Source organism: Streptococcus plurextorum DSM 22810, assembly GCF_000423745.1.
Classification (GTDB): domain Bacteria; phylum Bacillota; class Bacilli; order Lactobacillales; family Streptococcaceae; genus Streptococcus; species Streptococcus plurextorum.
In genome coordinates this window covers 16389-32443 of the sequence record NZ_AUIO01000002.1, presented here as the reverse complement: position 1 = coordinate 32443, position 16055 = coordinate 16389, and the positions used below count along the sequence as shown (strand labels likewise).

The following is a 16055-nucleotide window of genomic DNA, read 5'->3' as shown; positions in this document are numbered from 1 at the left end:
CCCTATGAGTGTGATTGAACGTCTGGCTGAAAAAGTAGCTAGACAAGAAGAAAAGGTCTCACGTGAGACGGAGAAATTGGAACACTATCGTGACCAACTACAAACAGCTATGTACAGTACCTTTATCAAACGGCAACAATCAAGTCAGTTGTCATTTCATGAAGCACTAGAGCAAGCCTTTGGTAAAGAAACCATACTACACCCAAATTACAGAAATGAGGAAATAGAATGAGTAAAACATGGAATTTTGATCAGCCACTAGAGGATGTGAAACCAACATCGTCCCATGAAGAACGAGCTAAAATCGCAGCACTCTTCCATAAACAGGATAAAAAACCAATTGAAGAAGTAGATTATGTGGCTGCTTTTGAACAGCAACAAAAGGAGTCAGAATCTAAAGATGGACAAAAGCTCGCATCAACCGTTAAACAAAGTCAGCCGAAGAAGGTAAATATCACACGTGACTATAAACAACATTTGGCTGATACCATTGCACAAAACAACAAGGATATTTCCGCCTGTCAGAAGCAAATTGAAGAACTTCATCAATTGATTGATGAAAAGAAAATCCAAAATAAAAAGTTACAGGCTATTTCAGTAGCCATTGATGATTTATAAGTCAGGTAGTCCTATGCGGGCTACCTTTTTACGATTTAAGGAGAAGAAAATGAAATTCTTTAAAAAGAAAAATCAGAACCAGGATCAATTTAAACGACTGATTCATAGACTATCAGAGATGTCAGATACTGAACAAACCAAAGTAGAGCAACTCCTAGATGTGGTTTTTGATCCAAGTTTCAAGCCTAGCAAGAACGTAGAAGTGTCTCGAAACATTACAAACACAGAGGAACATAATCTTGATAAGACAATTCAAGAAGCGAAAAATAAACTGAATACTGAGCAGTTGAAAAAAAACATTGAGAGATTTAGACAAGGTAGGCGAGAGAGCAATAATAACAAATAACAGACCAATTATTTTGGCCTGTTTTTTGAAATATGTGTCATCGTTGAATCGTAACAATATAGTCTAACTAGATTATTATCTCGTGAAGGTTCTACATTGAACATAAAATAATGGTCACGATGGTCTTTCGAATTTTCCTTATTTAGCTTAAAATAGGGCTTTTGAGATTTTGCCATGGCAAGCATAATATCATCTGTTAAGAAAGTAAGTGGAGGGTTCTGTTGCAAAGTTTTAAATCTACTACCAAATAAGGTAGAATAATAGAAAAAGATAGCAGGAGGAATGACGATGAATCCTTTTAAAGGAAAGAAATTTCAGCAGGATGTGATTATTGTAGCCGTGGGCTACTATCTTCGTTATAACCTTAGCTATCGTGAAGTTCAAGAAATCTTATATGATCGTGGCATTAACGTTTCTCATACGACGATTTATCGTTGGGTGCAAGAATATGGCAAACTACTCTATCAAATTTGGAAAAAAATAAAAAATCCTTTTATTCATGGAAAATGGATGAAACGTACATCAAAATTAAAGGAAAATGGCATTATTTGTATCGAGCCATCGATGCAGATGGTTTAACCTTGGATATTTGGTTACGTAAAAAACGGGACACACAAGCAGCCTATGCTTTTCTTAAGCGGTTAGTGAAGCAGTTTGATGAACCGAAGGTTGTAGTCACAGATAAAGCCCCCTCTATTACAAGTGCCTTTAAGAAACTAAAAGAATACGGCTTTTATCAAGGGACAGAACATCGTACCATTAAATACCTGAATAATTTGATTGAACAAGACCATCGTCCAGTAAAGAGACGCAATAAATTCTATCGAAGTTTACGCACTGCCTCTACCACGATTAAAGGCATGGAAGCCATTCGAGGATTATATAAGAAAACCCGGAAAGAAGGCACTCTCTTCGAGTTTTCGGTCTGTACTGAAATCAAGGTATTATTGGGAATCCCAGCTTAAATCATAGATACCGTAAGGGATTTTATTCTTTATTTAAAACTTTGCAACTGAACCTTTCAGGAGATGCTTTAAGAGGTATTTTATAATTTACGATAGGATATAACTCATATTTTACTCATTGACAAAATATAGATAAAGTTCTATATTAAAGATAAAGTCCGTATAATTGTGTAAAAGTAAAAAGGCCATATAACAGTCCTTTTACGGTACAATGTTTTTAACGACAAAAACATACCCAGGAGGACTTTTACATGACCCAAGTACATTTTACACAATTATACGGACTTTATCTTAAATCGGGCCATTTTGCGTAATAAGAAAAAGGATTAATTATGAGCGAATTGAATTAATAATAAGGTAATAGATTTACATTAGAAAATGAAAGGGGATTTTATGCGTGAGAATGTTACAGTCTATCCCGGCATTGCCAGTCGGGGATATTAAAAAGAGTATAGGTTTTTATTGCGATAAACTAGGTTTCACTTTGGTTCACCATGAAGATGGATTCGCAGTTCTAATGTGTAATGAGGTTCGGATTCATCTATGGGAGGCAAGTGATGAAGGCTGGCGCTCTCGTAGTAATGATTCACCGGTTTGTACAGGTGCGGAGTCGTTTATTGCTGGTACTGCTAGTTGCCGCATTGAAGTAGAGGGAATTGATGAATTATATCAACATATTAAGCCTTTGGGCATTTTGCACCCCAATACATCATTAAAAGATCAGTGGTGGGATGAACGAGACTTTGCAGTAATTGATCCCGACAACAATTTGATTAGCTTTTTTCAACAAATAAAAAGCTAAAATCTATTATTAATCTGTTCAGCAATCGGGCGCGATTGCTGAATAAAAGATACGAGAGACCTCTCTTGTATCTTTTTTATTTTGAGTGGTTTTGTCCGTTACACTAGAAAACCGAAAGACAATAAAAATTTTATTCTTGCTGAGTCTGGCTTTCGGTAAGCTAGACAAAACGGACAAAATAAAAATTGGCAAGGGTTTAAAGGTGGAGATTTTTTGAGTGATCTTCTCAAAAAATACTACCTGTCCCTTGCTGATTTTTAAACGAGCACGAGAGCAAAACCCCCCTTTGCTGAGGTGGCAGAGGGCAGGTTTTTTTGTTTCTTTTTTCTCGTAAAAAAAAGAAAGGTCTTAAAGGTTTTATGGTTTTGGTCGGCACTGCCGACAGCCTCGCAGAGCACACACTTTATGAATATAAAGTATAGTGTGTTATACTTTACATGGAAGTAGTCACCGAATTCCAGTTAGAAATTACTTTGTAACTATGTTTTGAGGAGGAGTAAAATGCTTTCCTACGTTCGACATTACCCATTAGGGATAGCTAAATTAATGTGTCTGTGCTCTCCTAAAATTTGCTGATTTATTACTGACTAATACAAGAGTTTTTTTTATGGGACAGACAATCATATCTGCTATTGGTGTTTATATTTCCACCAGTATCGATTATTTAATTATTTTAATTATTTTATTTGCACAGCTATCACAGAATAAACAGAAATGGCATATTTATGCGGGGCAGTATCTAGGCACTGGCTTACTTGTAGGGGCGAGTTTAGTTGCTGCTTATGTCGTCAATTTCGTGCCTGAAGCATGGATGGTTGGATTACTTGGTTTAATCCCTATCTATTTAGGGATTCGCTTTGCAATTGTTGGAGAAGGTGAGGAAGAAGAAGAGGAAGAAATTATTGAAAGATTAGAACAAAGCAAGGCAAATCAACTGTTTTGGACAGTTACATTGCTGACAATTGCATCTGGCGGAGATAATTTAGGTATCTATATACCTTATTTTGCTTCGTTAGATTGGTCACAGACCCTCGTGGCGTTGCTTGTGTTTGCAATCGGCATAATTATCTTTTGCGAGCTTAGTCGGGTGCTATCTTCTATTCCGTTAATATCCGAGACAATTGAAAAATACCAGCGAATCATTGTGCCGTTAGTATTCATTCCACTTGGACTATACATCATGTATGAAAGTGGCACGATTGAGACTTTTCTGAACTTTATTTTATAGATAAAAAAGCCCCTTAAATGGGGCTTTCAGATTGAAGAAAAAGTCCATTTGGGACAATTTTTCTTCAATCTTTTTTGTTCTTCTAGAGAAGAAAAACTCCTGATACACGATAAAATAAGCGTTTCAAGAGTTAGTTGAAAGAATGGTAATTAAATAATTTTAATTTACACCTTCTAAAAATAGAGTTTGTCTACGTTCCATAGTCACCTATTGAGTGACTTTTTTTCTTGCTTAGAAAAATTTGTATTAAAATGAGTACTAATACCGAAGTGTGAGTTCTGAAATTGATACAATACAACTTAACTTTTTTTGAAAAAAATTCCAAAATTTATTTTGCATTGCGAATATAATAAGTGAGAGCAAGTTGCTTACTTAATAATGATGAAGAGGAAAAGTAGAATGACAACAATTTTTTTAACAAAAACAAACTGCACTAATTGCGGAAAACAAAGTACTTTTGAAAGATTTGATAGGGTTTATGCGGTGAAGACCCCTGAGATTGTTTCTGCTATTTTGGACTGGGATTTCTTTAAATTTACCTGCCATAACTGTAAAGATGAACCGAAAACGGATTACCCTGTAAAGTTCAAAGCAAAACCTCTGGTGCAAAAATATGAAGACCCATACAAGCAGGCGGAATATGCCTACAGTTTGATAGAAAGTGAGGTGTAACAAGTGGCAGTGAGTAGAAATGTCACAGTGATTCCGGCAATTAAACGAGTCGGAAATAATAAAACTAGTGAGAGCAAACCCAAAATACGAGTGGCTGCTTACTGTCGTGTTTCAACGGATAGTGAGGAGCAGGCTTCAAGTTATGAAATTCAGATTGAACATTATACAAACTATATTAAGAAAAACAAGGAATGGGAATTGGCAGGGATTTTTGCGGATGATGGTATCACAGGTACAAATACCAAAAAGCGTGAAGAGTTCAACCGCATGATTGAGGAATGTATGGCAGGAAAAATAGACATGATCATTACAAAATCCATCAGCCGATTTGCCAGAAACACGTTAGACTGCCTTAAATACATCCGTCAGTTAAAAGATAAAAACATCGCTGTATTCTTTGAAAAAGAAAATATCAACACCATTGAGATATAGGATATCAGAAATGGCGACCAATTGAGAGGTGTTACTTCCTTGATTGGTGGCTTTTCTTATTTACGGATTGACTTTGACTGTGAATATACGTATAATAATATCAACAATGTTGTTGATATTATTATTAATAAGGAGTGGACAACATGATTGATGTAAATGAGCTATTGGAAGAAGCTATTAGAGAAACTGAAAATCTAAATGATGGCGAAGTTTTTCTTGTTAAAGATTTATTCAAGGGATATGTGTGGAATAGGATACCCAGAAAGGATCGACTTCTGCTTGGAACGTTATTTTTAAACCATGTTAGCAAAATGAATGGTAATTTAAAGGCTATTGAAAAGACTTCATCTAATCAGCAGAGGTATAAAAAGACAATTGATAAGTTTTAACTATCTTTTGTGAAATTAAAAAAATTATAAATATGTTGAGTAGAAGCAAAAGATTTGGCTTGGAATTTTTACAGCAGTGAATCGATAAAAGGAGCATGCTTGATGGTAGATAATATTATTAAATCAGTAGCAGAGAAATTATCCTCTCTGTCTTATATAGAAGGTATTGTTTTAGGTGGTTCACGTGCAAGGGGCACCCATACAGAGGATTCGGATATAGATATCGGCATCTATTACAATTCAGAATCATTTGACATAAATACTATTAATCAATTCGCTACAAAGCTGGATGATGAGCATAGAAATAACCTTGTTGTACCTCCCGGAGCATGGGGTGATTGGATTAATGGCGGCGGATGGTTAGTCATAAACGGGTATCATGTGGATTTAATTTTACGTGATATTAAACGTGTGGAACAAATAATGAAAGATACAGAGCACGGAATTGTTACTGCCAATTATCAGACTGGGCATCCCCATGGTTATATTAGTGCAATGTATTGAGGAGAATTAGCGATTAGCAAAATACTATATGCTAAGAATGAAAGCTTATGCGAATTAAAAAAACAGGCAGAAACTTATCCCAATGCTTTGCAGAAAAGTTTAGTTAACTTTTTTATGTTTGAAGCAGGGTTCTCTTTAATGTTTGTAAAAGCAAATTCGGGAACAGACGATAAATATTATATTGCGGGTCATGTTTTTCGTATAGTTTCATGTTTAAATCAAGTGTTATTTGCATGTAATAATGCTTATTGTATCAACGAAAAGAAAGCTATAAAACTGCTTGAAACTTTTGAACATAAACCTGAAAAATATACCGAGAAGGTAAATCATATTTTTGAAGTACTCGGTATCTCACTTTTTGAATGCTACGACATGACCGAGAAGCTTTATAATGAAGTGAATGAAATTGTATCGGAGATAAATAACTTTTTAAACGAGGAGAGTTCAGATGAAAGAAAACAAATATGATGATAATATATTTTTTCAAAAATACAGTCAAATGAGTCGCTCGCAGAAAGGACTGGCTGGTGCGGGAGAATGGGAGACTTTGAAAAAGATGCTACCTGATTTTAAGGGTAAGCGTGTGCTTGATTTAGGATGCGGCTATGGATGGCACTGTATATATGCGATGGAAAACGGTGCTTCCTCTGTAGTAGGTGTTGATATTTCTCATAAAATGCTCGAAGTAGCAAAAGGAAAAACCCATTTTCCACAGATTGAATATGAATGCTGTGCCATAGAAGATGTGGATTTCCCAGAGGAGAGCTTTGATGTAATACTAAGTTCGCTTGCGTTTCATTATGTAGCAGACTATGAGAATTTAATAAAAAAGATATATAGGATGCTGAAGGCTGGTGGCAATTTAGTTTTTACAGTTGAACATCCTGTTTTTACTGCTCATGGAACACAAGACTGGTATTATAACGAAAAAGGAGAAATACTGCATTTCCCGGTGGACAATTATTATTATGAGGGCAAACGGACAGCTATGTTTTTGGAAGAAAAGGTTACAAAATATCATAGAACACTGACCACATATCTAAATACACTGCTTTCAAATAGTTTTATAATAAATCAGATTGTGGAGCCACAGCCGCCAGAGAACATGATGGATATTCCGGGGATGGCGGATGAAATGCGACGCCCAATGATGCTGATTGTATCGGCAAAAAAGAAGATGTAATAATATAGAAAAAATAAACGAGGAGTATGTAAATGAGATCAGAAAAAGAAATGATGGATTTAGTACTTTCTTTAGCAGAACAGGATGAACGTATTCGAATTGTGACCCTTGAGGGGTCACGCGCAAATATTAATATACCTAAAGATGAATTTCAGGATTATGATATTACATATTTTGTAAGTGATATAGAACCGTTTATATCTAATGATGACTGGCTTAATCAATTTGGGAATATAATAATGATGCAAAAGCCGGAGGATATGGAATTATTCCCACCTGAAGAAAAGGGATTTTCCTATCTTATGCTATTTGATGATTACAATAAAATTGATCTTACCTTATTGCCCTTGGAAGAGTTAGATAATTACCTAAAGGGCGATAAATTAATAAAGGTTCTAATTGATAAAGATTGTAGAATTAAAAGGGACATAGTTCCGACTGATATAGATTATCATGTAAGAAAGCCAAGCGCAAGGGAGTATGATGATTGCTGCAATGAATTTTGGAATGTAACACCTTATGTTATTAAAGGATTGTGCCGCAAAGAGATACTGTTTGCAATCGATCATCTGAACCAGATTCTACGGTTTGAACTACTTAGGATGATGTCGTGGAAGGTTGGGATAAAGACAGAATTTTCATTAAGTGTTGGGAAAAATTATAAGTATATTAACAAATACATTGATGAAGATCTATGGAATAGATTATTATCTACATATCGCATGGATTCCTATGAAAATATTTGGAAGTCATTATTTATATGCCACCAATTGTTCAGGGAAGTGTCCAAAGAGGTAGCAGAACTACTGGGGTTTGATTATCCAGAGTATGGTAAGAACATAACAAGATATACCGAGGACATGTATAAAAAATATGTTGAAAATGACTATTTTTAAAGATTAGCAAAGATTATTAACCATAAGCAAGGGGTGTAAATGTATGGAAAGTACTGATGTTATAAATGAAATTAGAGGTATATTACCTCGTAACTCAATTGGAAAATATGATTTACTAACTATTTTTACACATAAAACCGTTTTTGATAAAATTGTAAAAGTACTATCATTGGATTTTCAAAATAAAGTAGATTATGTGGCTGCCCCAGAAGCAATTGGATGGATACTAGGCACTGCCATAGCCAAAGAACTTGGAGTGGGGTTTATTGGAGTAAGAAAAGGTGATAAGCTGCCATACGCAAAAGAAGAGATTATTTCGACACATTTTACCGACTATTCAGGTCAAGATAAAAGCTTTGAAATATCTAAGAGTTCTATTGTGAGGAACAAAAGAGTTTTGATTGTAGATGATTGGATAGAGACAGGTTCTCAAATGAAGGCTTTAATAGCTTTGTTAGAGAAATTGGATTGCAGCATTATTGGGTTGGCTACTATTGGGATTGATATAAATGAGGTTACTCAAAAATGGATAGACAGCAGTTTTGTAGCTTATATTGGCTCAAACATATAATAAACCGAAAGAAAATCTTGAATCAAAATTTTGGATGGCGTTAATTTACAATACAACGAAAGATGTTTACTCTTTTTTTATAAATTTTAAGAGGCGTTAAAAAACAGTTTTCAGACGAAAGGAGATCGAAGTTGAGTATAGATTTAAGTAACAAAAAAATTCCGAAAGAAGCAATTCAAGCATTAAAAACTATAGCGGAACTACTTGATAATATGTTAATTGGGGTGTATTTGTATGGTTCGGCAGTAATGGGTGGTTTACGTATGAATAGCGATGTAGATATTTTGGTAATAACAAATCAAAGTTTATCTGAAAAAACTCGAAGGAATCTTACAAATAGGTTAATGCTTATATCTGGGAAAATAGGAAACATAAAAGATATGAGGCCTCTTGAAGTTACGGTCATAAATCAAAAGGATATTGTCCCTTGGCATTTCCCCCCCAAATATGAATTTATGTATGGCGAGTGGCTAAGAGAGCAGTTTGAAAAGGGAGAAATTCCTGAGTCGACTTATGATCCGGATTTAGCAATACTTTTAGCACAACTAAGAAAAAATAGTATTAACCTTTTGGGACCAAAGGCAACAGAAGTAATTGAGCCTGTGCCAATGACAGATATTCGAAAAGCAATTAAAGAATCGTTGCCCGGGTTGATAGCTAGCATTAACGGTGACGAACGCAATGTGATTTTAACTTTAGCCAGAATGTGGCTGACAGCATCTACTGGTGAAATTCGCTCAAAAGATCTGGCAGCTGAATGGGCGATACCTCAATTACCCGATGAGCATGCTACTTTACTCAACAAAGCGAGAGAGGCTTATTTAGGAGAGTGTGTTGACAAGTGGGAAGGAATGGAATCTGAGGTGGCTGAACTCGTTAATCATATGAAAAAGTCTATAGAGTCTTCCCTTAATATCCAATTACCTTTTCGAATAGTTTAAATATAACAAAGACTAGTTGTTAATGTGCATTATTGATTGCTTCGATATGTTCCCCCATATATCAGTTTCTTAAAAAATAATCAAAATACCGTTGATACGTTCCCGCGAACGAAAGGGTTAAAAATCAGCTTAAGACATCAATGCCATCAACTCGAGCCACGTGGAGTGTGTTGCTCTGCTCATAAAAGCCTAGAAACCTTTGAACGAAAGGGATACTGAAAAGCCTTGAAATCAAGGCTTTTTGCTATGTGGTGGGGAAGTATCAGAGTGAGAAAATTTTTGGAGTGGGTAGAAGTGATAGCTAGAGATTATCAGTTTCTATTTCCATTTACCCTGTGGGTACGTGTTTGTTCCCATTGACAAGGAGTTTGTGGGAATAGAAACTTCCCCACCTCTAATATCGCCTGAATGGTCGATTGAAGTGTGAGTTCTGAAATTGATATAATACAACTTAACTTTTTTTGAAAAAAATTCGAAAATTTATTTTGACTTGCGAATATAATAAGTGAGAGCAAGTTGTTTACTTATTAATGATGAAGAGGAAAAGTAGAATGACAACAATAGTACATTAGGAATTTTCGGAGTATTTTGATAGACTAATAGTTGATTATCCAGTCAATAAAATTATTGTTCAAAATTTTGAACGTTCAGCGAAAAATATCATTATTAGTGAGATTTTATAGCACTAACAGATTTACTCCTTTTTGAAAATATATTAATATAGCTCAGATAAAATCCGTTCTTAATCTTGAAGAAAATTTTGAACACTTAAATTTTCCTACGGTTATTTTTAGTAACTATAAATAGTATTGTATGATACATGGCGTTTTAATGATTTGACAAATTCATTGAACTTGTTTATAATAAAAATATAAAATACGTGAGGTGAAGTTACATGAATAATTAAGCTACTTATTAGTCGTTCTTAAAACTTGTATGAGGTTGCATTAACCGACGATACAAGGGGTAAGACTGCTCATAAGGGCTTGCTATTCGTGTGACTTTTTCCATAGGGAAAGGTCATGTTTTGCATGACTTTTTTCTTGTGTCATTTTTTGAAGAATAGAAGCCCTTTTTGTGAAGAAAAGAGGTCTATATGGAAATGATAAAATGTATTCAATTAGAGAAGGAAATTGCAGGGCGTAGATTGTTCACAATCAAGCAGTTGAGCCTTCAAGCTGGTCAAAAGGTTGGTTTGGTTGGAAATAATGGTGTTGGCAAGTCTACTTTTTTGAAAATCTTACTAGGACTGGATAGGGATTTTGCCGGTCAAATTGAGGTAAAAGTAGACTGGGCCTATGTACCCCAGTTACAGGAAAGGAGCTCGCTTTCAGGTGGGGAACAAGTTTGGAAGTCTATTCAAGAGGCTTTTGCCCAAAGACCACAGTTGTTAATCCTGGATGAGCCGACAGCTAATCTGGACCAAGAACACCAGGAAAAGCTAATCAAACAAATCAAACGCTATCGAGGTAGTCTACTAGTTGTTAGTCATGATCGGCATTTTCTCAATCAAGTAGCCAGTCACATTTGGCATTTAGAAGAAGGAAAGTTTCAGGTTTATCTAGGAAATTACGAGGCGTTTGTAGAAAGTCGCCGAGCTAGGCGAGAAGGACAGCAGCAGGCCTATGAAACCTATCAGAAAAAAGTTGCCCAACTGAAAAAAGCCCAACATGAACGCCAAGTCAAGTCTCAGAAGATGGGGAAGAAAAAGAAAGGTGTTTCATCGTCTGAGTGGAAGGTTAGTGCTATGATGGGTTCCTATGATAGTCAAGCCAAGTCTATGGCCAAGACTGCCAAGCATTTGGAAAAACGGATAGAGCGTTTGGACAAGGTTGAACAACCCAGAAAGGAAGCGTGGGTAAAGATGGAAGCGAAAGGTGCCTTAGATACGGGTCTTCACAGTCTCTTTCGCTTGCAGGCTGGTCAGCTCTGGATTGGAGAAAAGTATTTATTTGATTTTCCTCAGCTTGGCATGATTTTTGGAGACAAGCTAGCTTTGGTTGGGTCAAATGGTACTGGGAAAACAAGTTTTGTTCGGAAATTGATTTCAAAAGAATTAGAAGGCTATTACAATCCAAAATTAAAAATTGCTTATTTCTCCCAGGATTTGACAAGTCTCAATGAAGAAGAAACAGCCTTTGTGAATGCTAGCTCAACGTCGCTTCAAGACAGGGGAACGGTTCTCAATCTTTTAGGCATGTTGGGGATTTCTTACGATAAGGCCCAGCAGAAGGTAGCAAATCTGTCTGGTGGTGAACGTGTTCGACTTTCTTTGGCCAAGGTCTTGTTATCGGATGCAAATCTTTTGATAGTAGATGAGCCAACAAACTATCTGGATATTACAGCCATAGAAGCTCTGGAGAAATTTTTGCAGGAATACCAGGGAAGTGTGCTCTTGATTTCCCATGATCAGCGGTTTGTTGAGAGTATTGTCCAAAGAAAATGGCTGGTTGAGTATAATCAGCTAACTGAGGAGCCATAGATGTACTCGCTTAGTCTCTATTGTCTTACATTGATGTATTGATATTTTCCTCAGAAGGAAAGAATTAAACATAGGGTATGTTTTTATAGAAAAGCTTAAAATAAATAGTGGCGCAATAGTGGAAAAGATTACAGATAATTACCCAATATATTTTGGTAAGAAGTATGGCATTAATTTAGAAGCTGAAAAGGAATTTTCAATTGAACAATAAATAACAAAAATATAAAAAACAGGAACAGTCAAATGAACAGTTCCTATTTTTCTGCTAAATATGTTGTAGTTTTCTTATATGTATAATGATAGATTAGTGGATTCTCTTCTAAGGTTCTTACTTCAAATATGAAGAAGTGATCGCGATTATCTCTAGCCTTTTCCTTATTTAGGACAAAGTAATTCTTACGAGAAGTTGCCATTGTTTTGAGGATATCATCAGTCAGAAAGGTCAATGGAATATTCATGTTAGAGTAGCGGTAGAAGTAACGTTCAAAATCTTGGTAGCTCTCGCTATAATAGTCCATTTGCAGGTGATTACGCTGAAACTCAAGCTGATTCATAAAGCACCTCCTCAACAAGTTCAATACTAATAATGTTATGTACTTAAAGTCTTATGCAGATTGGTTATTTTGTTATTAGAATTGGGTACTCCAAGTCTTTTTTTTATGAATTTTTTTATTCATTCAAAAAAACACTTGAATTAATTAATGAAAAGGGTTATACTATATTCAAACAAATACTTGAATGATATTGAGGTGAGAATATGATTAAAAAAGATACTTGTGAAATTTATTGTTATGACGAAGAAAAGGTCAATCGAATACAAGGTAATTTACAGACAGTAGATATTTCTAGTGTTGCCCAAATGTTAAAAGCTATTGCAGATAAAAATAGAGCAAAAATTACCTATGCATTGTGCCAAGATGACGAACTGTGTGTGTGTGATATTGCAAATATTATAGGTGTTACGGTTGCAAATACCTCTCATCACCTGCGAACGCTCCATAAGCAAGGGATTGTTAAGTTTCGAAAAGAGGGAAAACTTGCATTTTATTCCTTAGATGATGAGCATATCAGACAAATTATGATGATTGCATTGGCACATAAGAAAGAGGTGAAGATCAATGTCTAGAGGGAAAGCAAAACAGTCTGAAGAAGAAATGAAAGCCTATCGTGTTCAAGGATTTACTTGTACTAACTGTGCAGCCATTTTTGAAAATAATGTTAAAGAACTTCCCGGTGTTCAGGATGCGAAAGTAAATTTCGGAGCATCTAAAGTTTATGTTAAAGGGACGACAACCATTGAAGAATTAGAAAAAGCAGGAGCATTTGAAAATTTAAAAATTCGAGATGAAAAAGAACAAAGGGTAGGAGGAGAACCTTTTTGGAAGCAGAAAGAAAACATTAAGGTATATATATCAGCTCTTTTACTTGTAGTTAGCTGGTTCTTAGGAGAGCAGTATGGTGAAGAGCATGTTCTACCGACAATTGGTTATGCAGCGTCCATTTTAATCGGTGGATATTCGTTATTTATTAAAGGTCTCAAAAATTTAAGAAGATTAAATTTCGATATGAATACGCTTATGACTATTGCCATTATAGGAGCTGCAATTATTGGTGAATGGGGTGAAGGGGCAACCGTTGTTATCCTATTTGCGATTAGTGAAGCATTAGAGCGTTATTCAATGGATAAAGCACGTCAATCTATTGAATCTTTAATGGATATTGCCCCAAAAGAAGCGTTAATTCGACGAGGCAATGAAGAAATGATGATTCATGTTGATGAGATTCAAGTTGGAGACATCATGATAGTTAAGCCCGGTCAAAAGTTAGCAATGGATGGAATAGTGGTTAAAGGTACATCGACATTAAATCAGGCTGCGATTACAGGTGAAAGTGTTCCAGTAACGAAAATCACAAATGATGAAGTATTTGCAGGAACCTTGAATGAAGAAGGGTTACTTGAGGTTAAAGTAACAAAACGAGTTGAAGATACTACTCTTTCAAAAATCATTCACTTGGTAGAAGAAGCCCAAGCAGAACGGGCCCCCTCTCAAGCGTTTGTCGATAAATTTGCAAAATACTATACACCAGCTATTGTCATACTAGCTCTTTTAATTGCAGTAGTTCCACCATTATTTGGCGGAGACTGGAGCCAATGGATTTATCAAGGATTAGCTGTATTAGTGGTTGGTTGTCCTTGTGCCTTAGTAGTCTCAACTCCAGTTGCTGTGGTTACAGCAATAGGAAATGCAGCGAAAAATGGTGTATTAATTAAAGGTGGTATCCATTTAGAAGCAGCAGGACACTTAAAAGCGATAGCATTTGATAAAACAGGAACATTAACCAAAGGGATTCCAGCTGTAACAGACATTGTGACATATGGTAGAAATGAAAATGAATTAATAACCATAACATCAGCCATTGAAAAAGGATCGCAGCACCCTCTTGCTTCAGCGATTATGCGAAAAGCAGAAGAAAATGGATTAAAATTCAATGAAGTAACAGTAGAGGATTTTCAATCCATTACAGGTAAAGGCGTTAAAGCCAAAATAAATAATGAAATGTATTATGTGGGAAGTCAAAATCTTTTTGAGGAATTACACGGAAGCATTTCAAGCGATAAAAAAGAAAAAATTGCCGATATGCAAACTCAAGGTAAAACGGTGATGGTGTTAGGAACAGAAAAAGAAATTCTTTCGTTTATTGCCGTAGCCGATGAAATGAGGGAATCGTCTAAAGAAGTTATCGGCAAGTTGAACAATATGGGAATCGAAACAGTGATGCTAACAGGCGATAACCAAAGAACGGCAACAGCCATCGGAAAACAAGTTGGTGTTTCGGATATTAAAGCTGACTTACTTCCAGAAGATAAGCTTAATTTTATTAAAGAACTTCGAGAAAAACATCAAAGTGTGGGGATGGTCGGAGATGGCGTGAATGATGCTCCAGCCCTTGCGGCATCTACCGTTGGTGTAGCAATGGGTGGTGCTGGAACTGATACAGCTTTAGAAACGGCTGACATCGCCTTAATGTCTGATGATTTGAGTAAATTGCCATATACAATAAAATTAAGCCGTAAGGCTTTAGCAATCATCAAGCAAAACATTACCTTCTCTTTGGCGATTAAATTAGTGGCATTACTTTTGGTCATGCCCGGTTGGTTAACACTTTGGATAGCGATATTTGCTGATATGGGAGCAACTTTACTTGTAACATTAAACAGTTTACGCTTATTGAAAATCAAAGAATAGGTTCTAAAATGGGTGTCAACAATCGGATGCGATCATTGAAAACAATGTTATGCTTCAAAAGGGATATTAACAGGAAATATACAACTAAAGGACGCTTTAACTGAGCAACGGAAAAAGCCAAATTTCTCAATTGATGTTGAGAAATTTGGAGAATGTTTATACGATTAGTAAAGTTGGCGAAAATAATAAAGTTATTAATCTCATGGAGTATTTGAACTTGCAAAAAAATATTTATGAGTCATTGTACTGACCCCAAAAAGTTAGACAAAAAATATTATTGAAAGGATTTAGTTCTATACTGAACAGGACTAAGTCCTCTTAGTTTTTCTTTAATGCGTTTATTGTTGTAGTAAAAAATATACTCGGTGATAGCTTGCTCCAGTTGATCCAGAGACTTGAAAGTCTTCTCAAAGCCATAAAACATCTCTTTCTTCAAGACACCAAAGAAGGATTCCATCATACCATTATCCGTGCTGGTCCTTTTGCGAGACATGGAAGGACGTATGCCTTTACTTGCAAGAAAGCGGTGATAGACTTCATGTTGGTATTGCCAACCTTGGTCACTATTGAGAATAGTATTTGGGTAAGTTTCCTCAGGGAAGACCTTCTCAAGCATGGTCTTGACTTGTATGAGGTTTGGAGAGCGGGATAAGGTAAAATCAATAATTTCGCTATTATAGCCATCCAGAACAGGAGAAAGATATCTTCTTTTTTCTTAATTCTTTTCTTTTTCTTGTCACTAGCTAGCAATACGTTCTTAATGACTTTTGGTGTTAGT

At 35.7% G+C, this 16055-nt stretch carries 17 protein-coding genes and 3 pseudogenes; 17 read left to right on the top strand and 3 right to left on the bottom strand.

All coding sequences use genetic code 11. From position 1 onward, the window contains the following. Positions 1 to 4 precede the first annotated feature (4 nt). Genes G575_RS0102100 through G575_RS0102090 form a run of 3 tightly spaced genes read left to right on the top strand, consistent with a single transcriptional unit; the run spans position 5 to position 964 of the window. Positions 5 to 232 carry a DUF5965 family protein gene (locus G575_RS0102100; RefSeq protein WP_027971255.1) on the top strand — a complete coding sequence of 76 codons (228 nt, stop codon included), beginning with the start codon at positions 5 to 7 and terminating at the stop codon, positions 230 to 232. Then, positions 229 to 618, top strand: a complete 390-nt coding sequence (locus G575_RS0102095; RefSeq protein WP_027971254.1) for a DUF5945 family protein — start codon at positions 229 to 231, stop codon at positions 616 to 618. Before G575_RS0102100 ends, G575_RS0102095 begins: the two co-directional genes overlap by 4 nt. A 49-nt stretch (positions 619 to 667) precedes the next feature. Continuing rightward, positions 668 to 964 carry a hypothetical protein gene (locus tag G575_RS0102090; protein ID WP_000667758.1) on the top strand — a complete coding sequence of 99 codons (297 nt, stop codon included), beginning with the start codon at positions 668 to 670 and terminating at the stop codon, positions 962 to 964. Between the two features lie 8 nt (positions 965 to 972). On the opposite strand, the gene G575_RS12410 is transcribed toward G575_RS0102090, so the two are convergent. Further along, on the bottom strand, positions 973 to 1254 hold the full coding sequence (locus G575_RS12410; protein WP_032514102.1) for a DUF5960 family protein: 282 nt from the start codon (positions 1252 to 1254) through the stop codon (positions 973 to 975). Between G575_RS12410 and G575_RS10970 the strand changes: the two genes are divergently transcribed. The 12 genes and pseudogenes from G575_RS10970 to vga(F) all read left to right on the top strand — a co-directional run bounded on the left by G575_RS10970 (position 1253) and on the right by vga(F) (position 12029). After that, positions 1253 to 1929 (top strand): IS6-like element IS1216 family transposase gene (locus tag G575_RS10970; protein ID WP_001067797.1). Its coding sequence is split into 2 segments (ribosomal slippage): positions 1253 to 1439 and positions 1439 to 1929, totalling 678 coding nucleotides; the frame shifts between segments, so codons are not numbered across the junction. The two genes, G575_RS12410 and G575_RS10970, sit on opposite strands and share 2 nt — an antisense overlap. Before the next feature lie 397 nt (positions 1930 to 2326). After that, the gene (bleO, locus tag G575_RS0102080) at positions 2327 to 2731 is read left to right on the top strand and encodes a bleomycin binding protein (RefSeq protein WP_001242578.1); all 405 of its coding nucleotides are present in this window, start codon (positions 2327 to 2329) and stop codon (positions 2729 to 2731) included. A gap of 607 nt (positions 2732 to 3338) precedes the next feature. Next, positions 3339 to 3959, top strand: coding sequence for a CadD family cadmium resistance transporter (locus G575_RS0102075; protein ID WP_027971253.1), 621 nt, complete (start codon positions 3339 to 3341; stop codon positions 3957 to 3959). 399 nt (positions 3960 to 4358) lie between these two features. Continuing rightward, the gene (locus G575_RS0102070; RefSeq protein WP_027971252.1) at positions 4359 to 4631 is read left to right on the top strand and encodes a CpXC domain-containing protein; all 273 of its coding nucleotides are present in this window, start codon (positions 4359 to 4361) and stop codon (positions 4629 to 4631) included. Between the two features lie 3 nt (positions 4632 to 4634). Next, a pseudogene (locus tag G575_RS11620) lies at positions 4635 to 5057 on the top strand (recombinase family protein); the annotation flags it as partial. Between the two features lie 149 nt (positions 5058 to 5206). Continuing rightward, positions 5207 to 5452 carry a single-stranded DNA-binding protein gene (locus G575_RS0102060; RefSeq protein WP_000567889.1) on the top strand — a complete coding sequence of 82 codons (246 nt, stop codon included), beginning with the start codon at positions 5207 to 5209 and terminating at the stop codon, positions 5450 to 5452. Positions 5453 to 5554: 102 nt separating this feature from the next. Then, positions 5555 to 6424: pseudogene (locus tag G575_RS10965) on the top strand (nucleotidyltransferase domain-containing protein). Then, positions 6405 to 7139, top strand: coding sequence for a class I SAM-dependent methyltransferase (locus G575_RS0102050; RefSeq protein ID WP_000662263.1), 735 nt, complete (start codon positions 6405 to 6407; stop codon positions 7137 to 7139). The pseudogene G575_RS10965 and the gene G575_RS0102050 overlap by 20 nt, the downstream one beginning before the upstream one ends. Before the next feature lie 32 nt (positions 7140 to 7171). Then, on the top strand, positions 7172 to 8035 hold the full coding sequence (locus G575_RS0102045; RefSeq protein WP_002294505.1) for an aminoglycoside nucleotidyltransferase ANT(6)-Ia: 864 nt from the start codon (positions 7172 to 7174) through the stop codon (positions 8033 to 8035). Between the two features lie 43 nt (positions 8036 to 8078). Beyond that, entirely contained in the window at positions 8079 to 8606 is a 528-nt protein-coding gene (locus G575_RS0102040) for a phosphoribosyltransferase family protein (protein ID WP_002294507.1), read from the top strand. Between the two features lie 131 nt (positions 8607 to 8737). Further along, a complete protein-coding gene (locus G575_RS0102035; RefSeq protein ID WP_002294509.1) occupies positions 8738 to 9547 on the top strand; it encodes an ANT(9) family aminoglycoside nucleotidyltransferase Spw in 810 nt (269 codons plus the stop codon). A 1096-nt stretch (positions 9548 to 10643) separates the two neighbouring features. Continuing rightward, positions 10644 to 12029, top strand: a complete 1386-nt coding sequence (vga(F), locus tag G575_RS11800; RefSeq protein WP_037622512.1) for an ABC-F type ribosomal protection protein Vga(F) — start codon at positions 10644 to 10646, stop codon at positions 12027 to 12029. Positions 12030 to 12283: 254 nt separating this feature from the next. Here the strand turns inward: vga(F) and G575_RS0102025 are convergent, their stop codons facing one another. Further along, a complete protein-coding gene (locus G575_RS0102025) occupies positions 12284 to 12583 on the bottom strand; it encodes a DUF5960 family protein (protein ID WP_027971249.1) in 300 nt (99 codons plus the stop codon). A gap of 203 nt (positions 12584 to 12786) precedes the next feature. On the opposite strand from G575_RS0102025, the gene G575_RS0102020 reads away from it, so the two are divergent. Next, positions 12787 to 13155 (top strand): ArsR/SmtB family transcription factor, encoded by a 369-nt coding sequence (locus G575_RS0102020; protein ID WP_027971248.1) that lies wholly within the window; start codon positions 12787 to 12789, stop codon positions 13153 to 13155. Beyond that, a complete protein-coding gene (locus G575_RS0102015) occupies positions 13148 to 15277 on the top strand; it encodes a heavy metal translocating P-type ATPase (RefSeq protein ID WP_027971247.1) in 2130 nt (709 codons plus the stop codon). The genes G575_RS0102020 and G575_RS0102015 overlap by 8 nt, the downstream gene beginning before the upstream one ends. Before the next feature lie 274 nt (positions 15278 to 15551). On the opposite strand, the pseudogene G575_RS11795 reads toward G575_RS0102015, so the two are convergent. Beyond that, a pseudogene (locus tag G575_RS11795) lies at positions 15552 to 15989 on the bottom strand (IS3 family transposase); the annotation flags it as partial. Between the last annotated feature and the right edge of the window lie 66 nt (positions 15990 to 16055).

Bases quoted from the DNA above. Each gene is read 5' to 3' on its own strand.
- G575_RS0102100 (WP_027971255.1), top strand. From the start codon at position 5: ATGAGTGTGATTGAACGTCTGGCTGAAAAAGTAGCTAGACAAGAAGAA.
- G575_RS0102095 (WP_027971254.1), top strand. From the start codon at position 229: ATGAGTAAAACATGGAATTTTGATCAGCCACTAGAGGATGTGAAACCA.
- G575_RS0102090 (WP_000667758.1), top strand. From the start codon at position 668: ATGAAATTCTTTAAAAAGAAAAATCAGAACCAGGATCAATTTAAACGA.
- G575_RS0102075 (WP_027971253.1), top strand. From the start codon at position 3,339: ATGGGACAGACAATCATATCTGCTATTGGTGTTTATATTTCCACCAGT.
- G575_RS0102070 (WP_027971252.1), top strand. From the start codon at position 4,359: ATGACAACAATTTTTTTAACAAAAACAAACTGCACTAATTGCGGAAAA.
- G575_RS0102060 (WP_000567889.1), top strand. From the start codon at position 5,207: ATGATTGATGTAAATGAGCTATTGGAAGAAGCTATTAGAGAAACTGAA.
- G575_RS0102050 (WP_000662263.1), top strand. From the start codon at position 6,405: ATGAAAGAAAACAAATATGATGATAATATATTTTTTCAAAAATACAGT.
- G575_RS0102045 (WP_002294505.1), top strand. From the start codon at position 7,172: ATGAGATCAGAAAAAGAAATGATGGATTTAGTACTTTCTTTAGCAGAA.
- G575_RS0102040 (WP_002294507.1), top strand. From the start codon at position 8,079: ATGGAAAGTACTGATGTTATAAATGAAATTAGAGGTATATTACCTCGT.
- G575_RS0102025 (WP_027971249.1), bottom strand. From the start codon at position 12,583: ATGAATCAGCTTGAGTTTCAGCGTAATCACCTGCAAATGGACTATTAT.
- G575_RS0102020 (WP_027971248.1), top strand. From the start codon at position 12,787: ATGATTAAAAAAGATACTTGTGAAATTTATTGTTATGACGAAGAAAAG.
- G575_RS0102015 (WP_027971247.1), top strand. From the start codon at position 13,148: ATGTCTAGAGGGAAAGCAAAACAGTCTGAAGAAGAAATGAAAGCCTAT.